The sequence below is a fragment of the Rhizobium sp. Leaf262 genome (genome assembly GCF_001422245.1).
In the GTDB taxonomy this organism is placed as follows: Bacteria; Pseudomonadota; Alphaproteobacteria; order Rhizobiales; family Rhizobiaceae; genus Agrobacterium.
This window is the reverse complement of the sequence record NZ_LMMM01000012.1, coordinates 123,601-139,930: the sequence shown is the minus strand read 5'-3', so window position 1 is coordinate 139,930 and position 16,330 is coordinate 123,601. Positions and strand designations below refer to the sequence as shown.

The following is a 16,330-nucleotide window of genomic DNA, read 5'->3' as shown; positions in this document are numbered from 1 at the left end:
ATCCCTAGGATCAGATCGGCGAGAACAGGTCCACGACCTGCTGGCCGACCGGCGGCTGCTGGATTTCCGTGATGCGACCGCGACCACCGTAGGAAATACGGGCTTCGGCGATCTTCTCGTAGGAAATGGTGTTTTCGGAGTTCACGTCCTGCGGACGCACGATACCTGCGACGTTCAAGATACGAACCTCGTGGTTGACGCGCACTTCCTGCGAACCGCTGATCAGAAGGTTGCCGTTTTCGAGCGTGCCGGTCACGACCGCCGCCACCAGCAGCGTCAGCTTTTCGGCGCGGCTGATGGAGCCCTTGCCATTGGCCTCGCTGGTGTTATCGAAGCTCAGGTTGGAATCGGCCTGAGGCTTCCAGCCCAGAATTTCGGCGTTGGCTTTCCAGCCCGTCTCACGGTTGTTTTTCCGCGTCCGGTCGGTTTCGTTGTCGAAGGTCGCCTTATCGTTGATCTGGATGTTGACCGTCAAAATATCGCCGATGTTGAGCGCACGGGCATCCTTGAACAAGGCGGCCTTGCTGTCGCTCCACAGCGAGTAGCCGCTGGACGAGCGCAAGGGCTGCTTGGGATAGGACGCAAGCTGCGGCGCCTGGCTGAATTGCAGGCCGCTGCCGATCGGGCTCATGGACGGCGCGTTGCCGATTTCCCGCAATGTCTGGTTCTGCGTGATGCTGGAGCAGCCCGTAAGAACGCTTGCGGCGGAAAGGACAAGGATGAGCGCTTTGTTCATGACGGATCTCTTGATGTGGTTTTGTCTGTCGCGCTGGACATGATCGATGCGACGACGGCGGCCTTCTTGGCGTCCATTTCGGCGAGGATCAGACCGGATTGCCGCGGCGGCAGCTTCATGATGATGGCAGCTGCAAGGGCCGGATTGACCTCTGCCAGCTGTGGTGCCGCAGCGTCGGCCTTCATCGTCTTGTAGACATTGACGAGATTGGCTTCGGCCTGTTGCATGAAGTCGTTGCGCCGCTTGAGCCAGTCTTCATATTCGGCCTTGCGGGCCTCCATGACAGCGATGCGATTGTCGACATCCTGTTGCAACCGCTCCAGATCCTGTTTTTGCAGGAGGTAGCGCTGGTCGCGGGCCTGGTCGATGACATTGGTGCAATATTGCTGGATTTCCTGCCCGCTCGTATCGCCCGTTGTGACTCGGACCTGTTCCTGCGCCTTGGCGGAGGGAAGGGCGGCAGCCATCACGAAAAGAGCGATCAGCGTGCGACGCGGTGTCAGGATGTCTGAAAGTCGATCCATCATTGTAGCACCAGTTCTGCTTGCAGCGCACCGGCTGACTTTATGCCCTGAAGAATGGCGATGATGCCGTCCGGCTTGACACCAATATTGTTGAGACCGGCCACCAGCGAGCGAAGGTTGGGACCTTCCAACACGGCAACTGGCCCGCCTTTGTCGATGACGGCGATATCTGTCTGGGGCTGGACGGCGGTCTGGCCACGGCTGAAAGGTTGTGGCTGGATGACCTGCGGTGTTTCGGTAACCTGGACGGTCAACGTGCCATAGCTCACAGCGACCTGGGAGATGCGCACGTCGGCGCCGATGACGATGGTGCCCGTACGCTCGTTGATGACCACTTTGGCCGGGGTATCGGTTTCGACCGCAAGGTTTTCGATATTGGCCATCAGGCGGGTCAGGTCGGCGGTCCGCGGCTTCTGGATGAAGACGACCTGGCTGTCACGCGCCTCGGCGATGGGTTCGCCGAATGCAGTGCGGGCATAGGCGTTGATTGCGTCTGCTATGCGGGTCGAGGTGGAAAAGTCCGGATTGCGCAGTTGCAGTACCAGATTGACGGAATCCTTGAACTGCGATGGCAATTCGCGCTCGATGATCGCACCGCTCGGCACGCGTCCAGCAGTGGTCACGCCCTGCGTCAGCTGGGCTGCCTGTCCCTCCGCGTTGAAACCGGACACGATGACAGATCCTTGTGCCACAGCGTAAATCTGGCCGTCAGCACCCGACATGGAGGTCATGATGAGTGTACCGCCACGCAGGGACGACGCATCGCCCAGCGAGCTGACATTCACGTCCAGCCGGCTACCGGGGCTGGCAAAGGGGGGCAGGTTCGCAGTGACCATAACGGCGGCGACGTTCTTGGAACCACTCTGATTGCCCTGCATTGAAATGCCGAGGTTCTGCAGCATCGCCTTCATCGATTGCTCGGTGAAGGGTGATGAACGCATGCTGTCGCCGGAGCCCTGAAGCCCGACGACCAGACCGTATCCGATCAGCTGGTTCTCGCGTCCCGCCTGAAGCGAAGCCACGTCCTTGACGCGGGCATTGGCTTGAGAATAGGCCGGTGGCGTCGACACGATGAGCGTGGCGACGATCAAGGCGGCAGACATGATGCCTCGACGGAAACTCATTTCTGTAACACCTCCACGGTTCCATCCTGCATCGCCATTCCGCTGATGGTGACCCCCGTGTCGCGATTGCGAACGCGAACGACCTCACCGGCCATGCCATCTTCGATGGCCGTTCCGGATGCCGACAGGTTCATGCCGCCCATGTTGTAGGTAATGCGGATGGTTGCGCCGCGCTGTACGGCGAAGGGATCGCGAAGATCGCCGACCGGAATGGTTCGACCGGCAACCAGAGTGCGCTTGGAGACCTTGCCCACCACAGTCTGGATGCTTTCCGCATAACCGGGTGCAAGATTGGGATTGGTCACCGCAACTTCCGTTACGCGTTCGCGGGTAATGATGTCGCCGGGGAAAATTGTGCCTGTTGGAACGACGGCGTGTCCTTGCTGCGAAAAAGCAGGCTGCGGCGCGAACGCCGCCATACCGGCCATGAGCGCCAGCGCCATTGTGCAGAGACTGCCAGGCACGATTTTCGGGCGGAACTTCATGTTACCCTACCTTTGCGTTACTTCAGGTTCTGACTGACGATCGTCGCCATCTCGTCTGCGGTGGTGATGACCTTGGAGTTCATCTCATAAGCGCGCTGCGCGGAAATGAGGTCGGTGATCTCCTTGACGGAATCGACGTTCGAGCTTTCGAGATAATGCTGCTTGATGTAGCCGAAGCCTGTCGACTGCGGGGCTGCTTCAACCGGGTTGCCCGACGCTTCCGTCTGCGAAAACAGGTTGTCGCCGAGCGGCTTCAGTCCTGCCTCGTTGGCGAAGTTGCTGAGGCTCAGCTGGCCGAGTTCGGTAAGCGTCGTTGCTGTACCGATACGCACCGACACGATACCATCCGTGCTGATCGTAACTTCCGTCGCATCCGTAGGAATAGTGATGTTGGGCTGTACGCCGTAACCGTCGATCGTGACCAGACGTCCGGTCGAATCCTTGTTCAATGCGCCGGCACGCGTATAGAGCGTGGTGCCATCCGGGCCGTCCACCTGCAGCCAGCCCTTGCCGACGATCGCCACATCGAGATCGTTGCCGGTCTGCGAGATTTCGCCCTGGATATGGAGCTTTCTGACTGCGGATGTCTGCACGCCGAGGCCGATATTGGCGCCTTCAGGCACCACGGACTGGTTGGCGCGGTTCATCACACCCTGCGCACGCTCTGTCTGGTACAGCAGGTCGGTAAATTCGGCGCGGCCGCGCTTGAACGCAGTCGTGTTGATGTTCGCGATGTTGTTCGCGATGACCTCAAGGTTCGTCTGCTGGGCATCCATGCCCGTCGCTGCAATGGCTAGTGCTCTCATTTTTTGTGTCCTTAAGCGTCAAATCTGCATTTTCACGATGTCGAGATAGGCCGAGACGATCTTGTCTCGCAGGGCAACCGCAGTCTTGAGCGTCTGGTCCGCCTGCATAACGGCATCCACGACCTCACGGGTGTTGGCCTTTCCCTGAATGCCAGCGAAAGACATCGCTTCACCCTTTTTCAGGGAGTCGATGGCATCGGTTGCCACGCCGCCCAGTACGCTGGCAAATGTCGGGCCGGTGGCAACGGTCGCGGCGGTGGAAACGGCGCTTTCGGCGAGGGAGCCGAGGCTGGACGATACGCCTTTGAGGCTGTCCATTGCGGAATTGCCTGTCAGTGATTTCAGGCTGCTAACAGAGTCGATCATCACTAACCCTTCAATAAGTCGATGGTGGAGCTGATCAGGTCGCGAGTTTGCTTGATGACCTGAAGATTGGCGTCGTAGCTGCGGTTGGCTTCGCGAAGGTCGGCCATCTCGATCAGCATGTTGACGTTTGGAAGCTTGACCATGCCCTTCTCGTCGGCGGCCGGGCTGTCGGGGTCGTATTCCTGAACGAAATCGGAACGGTCGACACCCAGCTTCTTGACCTCGACGAGGTTCGTCTGGCTGGCACGGTCCAGTTCCGTTGCGAAGGTGATCGTCTTGCGCCGATAGGGATCGGCACCCGGCGTGTCACCCGTCGTGCGGGAGTTGGCGATATTTTCAGAGACGATGCGCAGGCGCGTGGCCTGAGCCTCCATCCCGCTTCCTGCAATCTTCAATGAAGACGAAAGACTGTCCATTTTACTTGCCCACCGCGGTCAACATCATGTTGTGAAAGGAGCGAACGAGTTGCGTGTTCAGTTCGAACTGACGTTTGATCTCGCCCGTTTTCGCCATTTCGGTCGAAAGGGAAACGGAGTTGCCGGATTCCTGCATGCCGATTTCATTGGCCAGAGGCGCGTCGGTCAGTCCGATCTTGCCTGCACCTGTGACCGCCAGTTCCATGTGCGCAGCGTTGGTGCGCGCCATCTGCATGCCGACCTGCTGCAATTCCGTATCAAAAGGAACGATGTCCTTGGCATGGAACTTCGGTGTGTTGGCATTCGCAATGTTGCTGGCGACGACTTCTTGACGCACAGAAAGCCATTCGGCCTGCCGGGATGCCAGCGAGAAAAGCTGAATCGGCTGCATGACAATTCTCCGTGTTTAACTTGTCCCCGGTTTAGGGCGACAATCTTGCGCGGGACTGACCGGCCATCCCTTTCTCGAGCGGGTTCGGAAATGCCCTTTAACTGTGCTGTTTTGGCCATCGTTAACCATTTGTTTGCCTTGTCGCTTTAGGCTTCGTTTATATTTACACCAGCGGAAGTCCTGCCTGGACACTGTGTAACCCTATGGGTTTGCGATGGTTTTTGAGAACAACAGAGCTGTAATGCCGAAATGGGCCCTGCTTCGCGGCAAGCTCGCAGGCATGTCCTTGCGTGAGCACCTGTTGTCTGCAGGCCTGATTCTGTCGCTGACGGCATCCGGCTTTCTGTTGCCGGGCCTTTTGCTCGATCCGGGCCTGAAGGGCTATGTATCGACGGCCAGCGTCAAGGTGTCCAATCCCCGCGCCGCAACGTCCGGCGTGGAGCGCATGGCTTTGCAGCTTCGTGAAAATCTGCTGTCGCCCATGGCTTTGGGGTTGATGGTTTCAGACATGAAGCTCCAGTCGCAGGACCTGACAGGTGCGCAAACGCCTGGGCATATGGCAGTCCTGCTCGATTTGCTCGCCGGTGGTGGACAAGATGGCACCCCCGTCGTGGGTGCGACGGAGACGGCGCTCAAAAGTGCGGTCACCCTATCGCCTGAGCCTTCGCGCAGTGAAATCGGCATAGAGGTCACGGCCGCTAATGCGCAGGCGGCGCAGCGCATCGCCGACTATCTTGCCTTGCGCGTCGTCAAGGAGATCGGAGCCGAGCGCCACGATCCGCAACTTCAGGCCGTTGAAGCGGCAAGGGTTGCTCTCGACAGTGCCGAGGCGGCATTGACGGGTTTTCAGATGCGCCACGGCAATGATGCCGTCTCGCGCATTCAAAGCCTGCAGCAGAAAATACGTGAAGATGAGGCCGAAACGACAAGCCTAGCCGCCAGCCAACGGGAGTTGAGCGACGCGCTGGCGTCTGCTTCATCCATGAAGCTGGACGATGTGTTGAGCCGCAATCTTCCTCCAGTAGCCGCCTTTGCGCCACTGGAGACCATCCGTCAGAATTACACCGCTGCCAAGCTGGCTTTGGCCGAGGTCAGCGTCGACCACGGGCCGAAACATCCGCGTACCATTGCTGCCCAGGCGACATTGGATGCCGCACGCGCTACCGCCATGCCCGCGCTTCGTCGCGTCCGTGCAACGCTGGCTCAGGAGCAGGCAGGCGTGCAGGCATCCCTGGACGCGCATGCCAGCACCAGAGCCGATCTGGGTGGCCAGCTGCAGGCCATGGGCGACGCGCCGTCGGATCTTGCCCGGCTGGAGGCGGCGCTGGAAAAAGCGCGCAGCGATTACATTCTGTCCAGTCAGGCAGCAGGTACGTTTTCACCGGTTCCACGCGTCAGCGCGGCACTCGCGCAGGCGGCTGAGCCGGGGATGCCGAATTACGACAGCTTTACCGCAAATAGCATGGCCGTTGCCGGTGGCGTAGCGGGTCTGCTGCTGTCGCTTCTTGTCCTGAGTTTCAGGAGGAAGGATGAGGAAGGGGTCGAGATCGCGCAGGCTGAGATGCTGGAGCCAGTTGCTGTTGTCACAGAGGCTCCTGTGGAGCCGCATGCAGCCCCCGCCATTGAAATAGAGCCCGCGATATTCGAGGATGTCGACGCTACCGAAGAGACGCTGGAGCCCGTTGCCGAGATGCCTGCTCACGTCGAAGACGCCGCCGGTATCACGCAGGAACATCAGCTTGATGTCGTCGATGAATTCGATGAACCAGCCAATGACGTGCCGCTCGACCAGCGGGTCCGTCAGGTGCTGATGCGCAATGCCGTTCCTGCACCGCGCGAGGAAAACTCGCCCCCGGCCTTCAAGCTTCCGCCGCTTCTGGCAGCGGCGCTGGCAGGCCAGGCCTCACACCCGCAGGCAGAAACGGAAGAGCTGCGCGCACTGCGTCAGGAACTGGTCGTTCTGCGGGAGCGCCTGTCGCGCCTGGCCGAAGAAGAGCGTGCAAACTACCGCGCCTGATTTCTCGTTACACCGCGATTTCCCTTGCATTCCAACAGCCTGCGAAGCATTTAGGTCGATAGACAACGATCGAATACCCAGGAGGCAGGCATATGGTTGTGGTGATCGACGGCAAGGCAAAGGCAGCATCTGTAGTCGAGACTGTCCGAAAGGCAGCAGAGCAGCTTGAACAGCAAACGAGCGTGAAACCGGGGCTTGCCGTGGTGATCGTCGGCAACGATCCGGCCAGCCATGCCTACGTCAATTCCAAGAGCAAGATGGCTAAGGAATGCGGGTTCAAGTCTGTGCAGCACACGCTGCCGGAAGAAACCACGCAGGCTAAGCTGGAGAGGCTGGTTGCCGAATTGAACGCCGATGCCTCCATTCACGGCATCCTCGTACAGTTGCCGCTGCCCAAACATCTGAATTCCGATCCCGTCATCCAGTCCATTCTGCCGGAAAAGGATGTCGACGGCCTCAGCTTCGTCAATGCTGGAAAGCTTGCTGCTGGCGATCTGGAGACGGGGATGATCTCCTGTACGCCAGCAGGCTCCATGCTTCTGGTTCGCAGCATTCACGGCGATGACCTCTCCGGTCTTAACGCCGTCGTCATCGGTCGCTCCAACCTGTTCGGCAAGCCCATGGGGCAGTTGCTTTTGAACGCCAATGCGACCGTCACCATGGCGCATTCCCGCACCAAGGATTTGGCCGCCGTGTGCCGCAATGCCGATATTCTCGTGGCTGCCGTTGGTCGCCCGCAAATGGTCAAGACCGACTGGATCAAGCCCGGTGCGACCGTCATCGATGTCGGCATCAATCGCATTCCGGCACCCGAAAAAGGCGAGGGCAAGTCCCGGCTGGTGGGGGACGTGGCCTATGACGAGGCAAGTGCGGTTGCGGCTGCCATCACGCCTGTTCCGGGTGGTGTCGGGCCTATGACCATTGCGATGCTGATGGCCAACACCGTCATTGCCGCGCACCGGGCGCTTGGAAAACCTGCGCCGACCTTCTGATCAAACGGCGGGCAGGGCTCAGCTTTGCGCCGGGCCCGTCGATCCGCGCACCACGAGTTCGGCCTTCCACAATTCCTGAAGACTGTCCTTCTGGCCGCTCTTGATCTGGCCGATCAGCCGTTCTGCAATCCGCACACCTGCTGCCCTCAGTGATGACCGCGTGGTGGTCAAAGGCACAGAGAAATTGACGGGTTTCAGCAAAGGCAATACATCGTCATGGGCGATGATCGATATGTCCTTGCCGGGCTTCAGCCCTCGCTGATTGAGCGCCCGGACGGCGCCGAGCGCCAGAGCCGTGGAGGCGCAGATGACGGCAGTGGGTCGATCCGTGCGCGACAGCAACGTTTCCATCTTCACATAACCCGCTTCATCGCTCATGAAGCTGTGGCTGACATTGATAGGCTCCAATGTGCGCCCATGCTCGGCCAGCGCCGCAGCCACGCCGCGCTGGCGGCGATAGGTGAAGTCGTATCCTTCCGGGCCATTCAGCAGCGCGATGTTGCGGTGGCCGAGTTGTAGGAGAAGCGAGGTCGCATCGCGAAACGCTGCCTCATTGTCGACATCCAGATAGGGATAATCCGTCTCCACGCCCCAGGAGCGTCCATGCACCATAAAGGGTATCGACAGGTCTTTCATCATTGCGATGCGAGGATCGTTCTTCTTCATGTAGGCAAGGTAGATGCCGTCGACATTGCCGCTGGCGGCAAGTCCGCGCAGGGCCTCTTCCTCATCGGCGGGATCGGTTGGCATGATGACGAGGTGAAACCCGTGGCGGGCGGAGGCTTCACCCAGACCACTCAAAAACTCGCCGAAATGCACATCAGACTGATGTTCGGGCCCGGTTGGCATGACGAGGCCGATGGAGCCCATCTTGCCGGTGGCCAGACGTTGGGCGGCAGCATTGGGCCGATAGCCGGTTTTCTGTGCGGCCTCGATGATTTTGCGCCGGGTTTCGGCGTTGACCTCCGGGTAGCCGTTCAGGGCGCGGCTGATGGTGGTTTGCGAGATGCCGAGCAGCTGCGACAATTGTTTTAGGTTCACGATCCGCAGCCCTCCCTTATTTGCTGAATATGTATGGAACCTTTATTCGCCCAGTGAGTTCCCAAACCGCTTTGAAAGATAGCGGTTCTTATTGTCGTTCACAATTGGAAAGTGATATTTGTTCGCGTACAATCTTTATATTGCGCTGCGAGATATCGGGGTGGAACGTCATAGTTGCGCAGAGGTATTGACTCATGTTCCATCTCAATGAGATGAATAGGTAGCCAAAGCGCTTTGAGTATTTTTACGGGCGATAGCCTGACAATGTGATGGGAGGTAGATCACATGAAGAAGACTTTCTGGACGACCGTGGCCATAGCGACGCTTTTTTCCGGTGCAGCCCTTGCGGCAGACCTGAAGTTCAAACCGGGTGAAGACGCAAAATTCAACTGGAAAAGCTACGAAGACTACAAGGCTGCCAATGCCAGCCTGAAGGGCGAAACGCTGACGATCTTCGGACCATGGCGTGGTGAAGACGAGGCCCTGTTCCAGTCGGTTCTGGCCTATTTTGCCGATGCGACCGGCGTCAACGTTCGCTACTCCTCTTCTGAGAACTACGAGCAGCAGATCGTCATCGATACGCAGGCCGGTTCTCCTCCCAACGTTGCCATCCTTCCCCAGCCCGGCCTCCTGGCCGACCTTGCTGCCAAGGGCCTTCTGACGCCGCTGGGCGATGAGACGGCAAACTGGGTCAAGGAAAACTATGGCGCGGGCCAGTCCTGGGTCGATCTGGGCATGTACCCCGGCAAGGATGGTCAGAAGGCCTATTTCGCCTTCCCGTTCAAAGCAGACGTGAAGTCGCTGGTCTGGTATGTGCCTGAAAACTTCGAAGAAGCAGGCTACGAGGTTCCCAAAAGCGTGGAAGACCTCGTCAAGCTCAGCGACCAGATTGTAAAGGACGGCGGCACGCCGTGGTGCATCGGTCTCGGTTCCGGCGGTGCGACGGGTTGGCCGGGCACGGACTGGGTCGAAGACTTCATGCTGCGCACCCAGCCGCTGGATGTTTACCTGAAGTGGACGACCAACGAGGTGAAGTTCAACGATCCGCGCGTCGTTGCCGCCATCGAGGAATTCGGCAAGTTTGCCAAGAACGACAAGTACGTCTCGGGTGGCGCAGCCGCCGTTGCCTCCACCGACTTCCGTGATAGCCCCAAGGGTCTCTTCGACATTCCGCCGAAGTGCTACCTACACCGTCAGGCCTCGTTCATTCCGTCCTTCTTCCCTGAGGGAACCAAGGTCGGAACGGATGTCGACTTCTTCTACATGCCGACATTTGCGTCCAAGCCTGAACTCGGAACGCCGGTTCTGGGTGCCGGCACGCTCTTCACCATCACCAAGGATTCCAAGGCCGCCCGCGCGCTGGTCGAATTCCTGAAGACGCCGATTGCCCATGAGGTCTGGATGGCGCAGTCCGGCTTCCTCACACCGTACAAGAAGGTCAACCTCGACGCTTACGCCAGTGAGCAGACCAAGCGTCAGGGTGAAATCCTCACCACCGCCACCAGCTTCGGCTTCGATGGTTCGGACCTCATGCCCGGCAAGATCGGTGCCGGTGCCTTCTGGACCGGCATGGTCGATTTCGTTGGCGGCAAGTCTGCGCAGCAGGTCGGCGACGATATCCAGAAGGCTTGGGACGGCCTGAAATAATCTGATAACTCCGCCCGGCGGTGGCTATCCGCTGCCGGGCCGTTTCTCTGCAAGTCTCTGCCGAACAGAATGATGCTGTCGCGCCGGGTATAGAACGGAATACGGGGAGGGAATATGATAACCCAGATCGTGTCAGCGCTCGGCGTGATGATCGTCGGCGTTTTCGCCTGCGCCGCCTATTACTGGCTGTCGGATAAAGCGCTTCAGCTTATCTTTCCAGTCAAAGATGGTGACGTGATCCACGCATCACGCAACCTGAACCGGCGTGCGGCCATCCGCCCCTGGCTCTTCGTCGGCCCGGCTCTACTGCTGTTGATCGTCTATCTCGTCTACCCCGTCGTCGCGACCTTCATCCTCTCCTTCTATGACCGCACAGGTGACAATTTCGTCGGGCTCAACAATTATCGTTGGGCGTTTTTTGATGCGGGTTTCCGCCAGTCGATTTTCAACAACATCCTGTGGCTTGCTGTCGTCCCCGCCGCCTGCACCTTCTTCGGCCTTGTCATCGCCGTCATGACCGACCGCATCTGGTGGGGTAATATTGCCAAGTCCATCGTGTTCATGCCCATGGCCATTTCCTTCGTTGGCGCGTCGGTCATCTGGAAATTCGTCTATGAATATCGCGGTGAGGGGCAGGTCCAGATCGGCCTGTTGAACGCGATCGTCGAGTATTTTGGCGGTAACCCGGAGGTCTGGATTTCCATGCCCTTCTGGAACAATTTCTTCCTGATGATCATCCTCATCTGGATCCAGACCGGCTTTGCCATGGTCATACTGTCAGCGGCGCTTCGCGGCATTCCCGAGGAAACTGTCGAGGCCGCCGTCATCGATGGTGCCAATGGCTGGCAAATCTTCTGGAAAATCCTCGTGCCGCAGATATGGGGCACCATCGCTGTCGTCTGGACGACCATCACCATCCTCGTTCTCAAGGTCTTCGACATCGTGCTGACCATGACCAACGGGCAGTGGAACACCATGGTTCTCGCCAACCTCATGTTCGACTGGATGTTCCGGGGCGGCGGGGATAGCGGCCGCAGCGCCGTCATCGCACTCGTCATCATGGCAGCGGTGACGCCGATCATGATCTGGAACATTCGCCAGGCAAACCGTGAGATGGAGGGTCGCTGAGATGAACATAGCAACACGTCTTCGCCGCATCGGCCTGCCACGCCTTATCGTCCACATCAGCGTGCTCTTCGTCGTTCTCTTGTGGCTTCTGCCGACGCTCGGCATTCTCGTCAGCTCGTTACGAGATAAGGACCAGCTTGTCGTTTCCGGCTGGTGGACCGCATTTTCCAGCTCCAGCCAGACACAGGCCCTTCGCCTCGCTGATCCGGCGACGCAGAAGCAGGAAGGTGACCGCTTCGTCATTTCCGGTAACGTCTTTGAAAACGGCGCAGGCGGCAAGATTTCCGCCTTCGGTGTGCGCGTGCAGGACCCTGAAGCCTTTCCGGCAGGTGAGGCGGCTGATCTGGGTGATGGCGAAAGCCTTCTGATCAACGAAGACGGCACCTATCAATATAGCAAGAATGCCAGCTTCGAAGGTTCTCGCGCCAAGCGCGTCTATCTTGCCGTGGCGACACCACCGATCTTCACGCTGGACAATTACCGCACGGTGCTGACGTCGGAAGGCATCGGCCAGTCCTTCGTCAACTCGCTGACGGTTGCCATTCCTGCAACGGTGATCCCGATCCTAATCGCAGCCTTTGCGGCTTACGCGCTGTCATGGATGAAGTTCAGCGGCCGCTCTCTGATGATCGCCATGGTCGTCGGCCTCATCGTCGTGCCCTTGCAGATGTCGCTCATTCCGCTGCTGCAGCTCTATAACTGGATCGGCAATGTCTTCGGCGTGCCATCCAAAACTTATGCGGGCATCTGGCTGGCGCATACGGCCTTTGGCCTGCCGCTCGCCATCTATCTGCTGCGCAACTACATTGCCGGTCTGCCGAAAGAAATCATCGAAAGCGCGCGCGTGGACGGCGCCAGCGATTTCGAAATTTTCGTCAAGATCATTCTGCCGCTGTCTTTCCCGGCACTCGCATCCTTCTCCATCTTCCAGTTCCTGTGGACATGGAACGACCTTCTGGTCGCCATGGTGTTCCTCGGCACACAGAAGGACGAGCTGGTGCTGACGGGTGCACTGAACGCGCTGCTCGGTTCGCGCGGCGGCAATTGGGAAATCCTCACCGCATCGGCCTTCGTCACCATCGTGGTGCCGCTTTGCGTCTTCTTCGCTCTCCAACGTTACCTTGTGCGCGGCCTGCTGACAGGCTCGGTCAAGGGAGGCTGATCCACAATGAATGCCCATACCACACAGGACACTGCTATGACGTCTTCTGCTCTCGTGCGCGATAAGGATTGGTGGCGCGGTGCCGTGATCTACCAGATCTACCCGCGCTCCTATCAGGATTCCAACGGCGATGGCATCGGCGATCTCAAGGGCATCACCTCCCGCCTGGAACACATCGCCAAGCTCGGCGCGGACGCGATCTGGATTTCACCCTTCTTCACTTCGCCGATGAAGGATTTCGGATATGACGTCTCCAACTATGTCGATGTCGATCCGATGTTCGGCACGCTGGCGGATTTCGACGGGCTGATCGCAGAAGCGCACCGCCTCGGCATCCGCGTCATGATCGACCTCGTTCTGTCGCACACATCCGACCAGCATCCGTGGTTCGTCCAGAGCCGCTCCAGCCGCCAGAACCCCAAGGCGGATTGGTATGTGTGGAGCGATGGCAAGCCGGATGGCACGCCGCCCAACAACTGGCTCTCCATTTTCGGCGGTTCCGGCTGGCAGTGGGACCCGACGCGCATGCAATATTACATGCACAACTTCCTCACCTCGCAGCCGGACCTCAACCTGCATAATGAGGAAGTGCAGCAAGAGCTGCTGAACATCACCCGCTTCTGGCTGGAACGCGGCGTCGATGGTTTCCGTCTGGATACGATCAACTTCTACTTCCACGACAAGGAACTGCGCAACAACCCGGCGCTGGCACCGGAGCGCCGCAATGCCTCGACCGCGCCTGCGGTGAACCCCTACAATTTCCAGGAACACATCTACGACAAGAACCGCCCCGAGAATATCGCCTTCCTGAAACGCTTCCGCGCCGTGCTGGACGAGTTCCCGGATATCGCTGCCGTCGGTGAGGTGGGCGACAGCCAGCGCGGTCTCGAAATCGTCGGCGAATACACCTCCGGCGATGATAAGATGCAGATGTGCTACGCCTTCGAATTTCTGGCGCCCGATGCGTTGACCCCGCAGCGCGTAGCCGATGTGCAGGCGGATTTCGCCCGTGCCGCACCCGAGGGATGGGCCTGCTGGGCGTTTTCCAACCATGACGTCGTGCGCCATGTCAGCCGCTGGGGCGACGTGGTGGAGGACAAGGACGCTTTCGCCAAGGTTCTCTCAGCTCTGCTGATGACCCAGCGCGGCTCGGTCTGCATCTATGAGGGTGAAGAGCTTGGCCTTAGTGAAGCCGATATCGCTTTCGAAGATTTGCAGGACCCATATGGCATTCAGTTCTGGCCGGAATTCAAGGGCCGTGACGGTTGCCGCACGCCGATGGTCTGGGACGCAGGCCATGCGCTGGCAGGCTTCTCGACAGCCGAAAAGGGCTGGCTTCCCATTCCGCCCGAGCACAAGCAGCGCGCCGTCAGCACCCAGCAGGGCGATGAGACATCCGTGCTGGAGCATTACCGCCGCTTCCTGACGTTCCGCAAACTGCATCCGGCCTTTGCCAAGGGCAGAATAGAGTTCCAGCCGGTGGTCGGCACGGTTTCCAGCTATACGCGCACGCTCGGTAACGAGACAGTGCTGTGCCTCTTCAACCTGTCGGCAGAACCCTCCGTGGTGACGTTGCCGCAGGGTGACTGGCAGGCTCTGGACGGTCACGGCTTTACCGCAGAGCAGAGCGGCAACGAAGTTACATTACCGGCATGGGGCGCTTACTTCGCCCGCCACGGCTGAAGATTGAGGGAGGACACGGCATGACTGGCGTTATTCTGAAGGATATCCGCAAATCCTACGGGCAGGTCAAAGTCCTGCACGGCATCGACCTCGACATCAAACAGGGCGAATTCATCGTCTTCGTCGGCCCGTCGGGCTGCGGCAAGTCCACACTGCTGCGCATGATTGCGGGTCTGGAGGAGATCACCGGCGGCGAGATGTATATCGATGGCCAACTGGTCAACGAGATCCCGCCCTCGCGGCGCGGCATCGCCATGGTGTTCCAGTCCTATGCGCTCTATCCGCATATGACCGTCTACGACAACATGGCCTTCGGCATGAAGATCGCCAAGGAGAATAAACAGGAGATCGACCGTCGCGTGCGCGCCGCTGCCGATATCCTGCAACTGACGCAGTATCTGGAACGCCTGCCGAAGGCACTCTCCGGCGGTCAGCGCCAGCGTGTCGCCATCGGTCGCGCCATTTGCCGCAACCCGAAAGTCTTCCTGTTCGACGAGCCCCTGTCGAACCTCGATGCTGCGCTTCGTGTCGCGACCCGTATCGAGATCGCCAAGCTCTCGGAGCAGATGGCGGATACGACGATGATCTACGTGACCCACGATCAGGTGGAGGCCATGACGCTGGCTGACCGCATCGTCGTGCTGAATGGCGGTCGCGTCGAGCAGGTGGGTGCGCCGCTGGAGCTTTACGAGAACCCGGCCAACCTGTTCGTTGCCAAATTCATCGGCTCACCTGCCATGAACATTATCGCAGGCAAGATCAAGGCGACGGGTGCGCATACGGCGCTGGAACTTGCCGATGGCAAGCCGCTCAACGTGCCAATTGCCACCCCCGCGGGAGAAGAGGGCAAGGCCGCGTCCTTCGGCGTGCGCCCGGAAGACCTTTCGATTTCGACAGGAGACGATTACCTCTTCGAGGGCAAGGTTGCCATCGTGGAAGCACTCGGAGAAGTCACCTTGCTCTATCTGGAAGCACCTGCCGGACAGGAGCCGATTATCGTCAAAATCCCCGGCATCGCGGAAGCCAAAAAAGGTCAGGTTTTGCGCTTCTCCGCACCGTCCCAAAAGTTGCATTTATTCGATGCTGAGGGCCAGACATATCGCCGATAAGAGGCGTTTTGGAACGGCTTTTTAACCATGGAATAAAGCCGTTCCTTTTTGAATTTCCTGCTTTGAAATCCATTTAGCGCTGTCTTTTCAAGCCGTTAATTTCCTTGCCAGCCTGCTTCGTATACGCATTCTAAGATATCCATAGCGACATTTCGCACCTGTTTCATATCGAAACGGCGTGAGAAATTATTAATGAGTACTGGCTAGTCTTTATCCTTGAAAAACAACAAGAGGATTTCGGCAGTGAACGCCCGGGCAGACATCGGCAAACCCACCTATCTCAGCAAGGAAGAATCTTTCATGTACGACCGCGAAGGTCGTTTCAAAATGGAAGATACGATGAATGCCGCGCGTATCGAGTATACCGAAAAAGCCGTGATGAACATGGCATCGCGCCGCTGCGACGTTCTCAAGATTTCGCAGTCGGAAGCGATCCTTGCGCTGATGACGCAATACAACCTGCCGAAGCAGTTCTACCTCGACATTCCCGACGCACGCATCACCAAGATCGGCTGCGTGCTGATGAAGGTCAATGCCAACAACACCATCCACGTCCGCTTTCTGTCGCTTCTGAGCAAGAAAGAAATGGACCGCATCTTCATCTTCAGCACACACCCGGCGCACCGTGACCGCAAGCTCGATATTCGGGCCTGGTAATAGAAATCATCCAATAGAAAGGCCGCGTTTCATCCGAAACGCGGCC

17 protein-coding genes are annotated in these 16,330 nt (G+C 58.7%); 8 read left to right on the top strand and 9 right to left on the bottom strand.

All coding sequences use genetic code 11. The features are described 5' to 3' along the window. Positions 1 to 10 precede the first annotated feature (10 nt). The 8 genes from flgH to flgB are packed head-to-tail and all read right to left on the bottom strand — an operon-like array spanning position 11 to position 4,848. The gene (gene flgH / locus ASF29_RS11705; protein WP_062450856.1) at positions 11 to 736 is read right to left on the bottom strand and encodes a flagellar basal body L-ring protein FlgH; all 726 of its coding nucleotides are present in this window, start codon (positions 734 to 736) and stop codon (positions 11 to 13) included. Next, positions 733 to 1,203, bottom strand: coding sequence for a MotE family protein (locus ASF29_RS11700; protein WP_244473546.1), 471 nt, complete (start codon positions 1,201 to 1,203; stop codon positions 733 to 735). The genes flgH and ASF29_RS11700 overlap by 4 nt, the downstream gene beginning before the upstream one ends. Positions 1,204 to 1,259: 56 nt before the next feature. Next, entirely contained in the window at positions 1,260 to 2,363 is a 1,104-nt protein-coding gene (locus tag ASF29_RS11695; protein ID WP_244473545.1) for a flagellar basal body P-ring protein FlgI, read from the bottom strand. 17 nt (positions 2,364 to 2,380) lie between these two features. Beyond that, positions 2,381 to 2,869, bottom strand: coding sequence for a flagellar basal body P-ring formation chaperone FlgA (gene flgA / locus ASF29_RS11690; protein WP_244473538.1), 489 nt, complete (start codon positions 2,867 to 2,869; stop codon positions 2,381 to 2,383). A 17-nt stretch (positions 2,870 to 2,886) separates the two neighbouring features. Continuing rightward, a complete protein-coding gene (gene flgG, locus ASF29_RS11685; protein WP_062450853.1) occupies positions 2,887 to 3,675 on the bottom strand; it encodes a flagellar basal-body rod protein FlgG in 789 nt (262 codons plus the stop codon). Between the two features lie 18 nt (positions 3,676 to 3,693). After that, complete coding sequence (locus ASF29_RS11680) at positions 3,694 to 4,041, bottom strand: flagellar hook-basal body complex protein FliE (protein WP_062450852.1); 348 nt, start codon at positions 4,039 to 4,041, stop codon at positions 3,694 to 3,696. A 2-nt stretch (positions 4,042 to 4,043) separates the two neighbouring features. Next, a complete protein-coding gene (gene flgC, locus ASF29_RS11675; RefSeq protein WP_062450851.1) occupies positions 4,044 to 4,457 on the bottom strand; it encodes a flagellar basal body rod protein FlgC in 414 nt (137 codons plus the stop codon). A 1-nt stretch (position 4,458) separates the two neighbouring features. Beyond that, on the bottom strand, positions 4,459 to 4,848 hold the full coding sequence (gene flgB, locus ASF29_RS11670; RefSeq protein WP_062450850.1) for a flagellar basal body rod protein FlgB: 390 nt from the start codon (positions 4,846 to 4,848) through the stop codon (positions 4,459 to 4,461). A 241-nt stretch (positions 4,849 to 5,089) separates the two neighbouring features. On the opposite strand from flgB, the gene ASF29_RS11665 reads away from it, so the two are divergent. Together ASF29_RS11665 and folD are read left to right on the top strand one after the other, a co-directional pair. Next, a complete protein-coding gene (locus ASF29_RS11665) occupies positions 5,090 to 6,865 on the top strand; it encodes a hypothetical protein (protein ID WP_062450849.1) in 1,776 nt (591 codons plus the stop codon). Positions 6,866 to 6,957: 92 nt separating this feature from the next. Then, complete coding sequence (gene folD, locus ASF29_RS11660) at positions 6,958 to 7,857, top strand: bifunctional methylenetetrahydrofolate dehydrogenase/methenyltetrahydrofolate cyclohydrolase FolD (protein WP_062450848.1); 900 nt, start codon at positions 6,958 to 6,960, stop codon at positions 7,855 to 7,857. 18 nt (positions 7,858 to 7,875) lie between these two features. Here the strand turns inward: folD and ASF29_RS11655 are convergent, their stop codons facing one another. After that, entirely contained in the window at positions 7,876 to 8,898 is a 1,023-nt protein-coding gene (locus ASF29_RS11655; protein WP_062450847.1) for a substrate-binding domain-containing protein, read from the bottom strand. 285 nt (positions 8,899 to 9,183) lie between these two features. On the opposite strand from ASF29_RS11655, the gene ASF29_RS11650 reads away from it, so the two are divergent. The 6 genes from ASF29_RS11650 (at position 9,184) to ASF29_RS11625 (ending at position 16,284) form a co-directional block, all read left to right on the top strand. Continuing rightward, complete coding sequence (locus tag ASF29_RS11650; RefSeq protein ID WP_062450846.1) at positions 9,184 to 10,545, top strand: ABC transporter substrate-binding protein; 1,362 nt, start codon at positions 9,184 to 9,186, stop codon at positions 10,543 to 10,545. A 114-nt stretch (positions 10,546 to 10,659) separates the two neighbouring features. Next, entirely contained in the window at positions 10,660 to 11,673 is a 1,014-nt protein-coding gene (locus ASF29_RS11645) for a sugar ABC transporter permease (protein ID WP_062450845.1), read from the top strand. Between the two features lies 1 nt (position 11,674). After that, positions 11,675 to 12,835, top strand: a complete 1,161-nt coding sequence (locus ASF29_RS11640; protein WP_062450844.1) for a carbohydrate ABC transporter permease — start codon at positions 11,675 to 11,677, stop codon at positions 12,833 to 12,835. 6 nt (positions 12,836 to 12,841) lie between these two features. Next, positions 12,842 to 14,518, top strand: a complete 1,677-nt coding sequence (locus ASF29_RS11635) for an alpha-glucosidase family protein (protein ID WP_062450843.1) — start codon at positions 12,842 to 12,844, stop codon at positions 14,516 to 14,518. A gap of 20 nt (positions 14,519 to 14,538) precedes the next feature. After that, the gene (gene ugpC, locus ASF29_RS11630) at positions 14,539 to 15,627 is read left to right on the top strand and encodes a sn-glycerol-3-phosphate ABC transporter ATP-binding protein UgpC (RefSeq protein WP_062450842.1); all 1,089 of its coding nucleotides are present in this window, start codon (positions 14,539 to 14,541) and stop codon (positions 15,625 to 15,627) included. Positions 15,628 to 15,927: 300 nt separating this feature from the next. Then, on the top strand, positions 15,928 to 16,284 hold the full coding sequence (locus tag ASF29_RS11625; protein WP_062451032.1) for a hypothetical protein: 357 nt from the start codon (positions 15,928 to 15,930) through the stop codon (positions 16,282 to 16,284). The last annotated feature ends 46 nt before the right edge of the window (positions 16,285 to 16,330 follow it).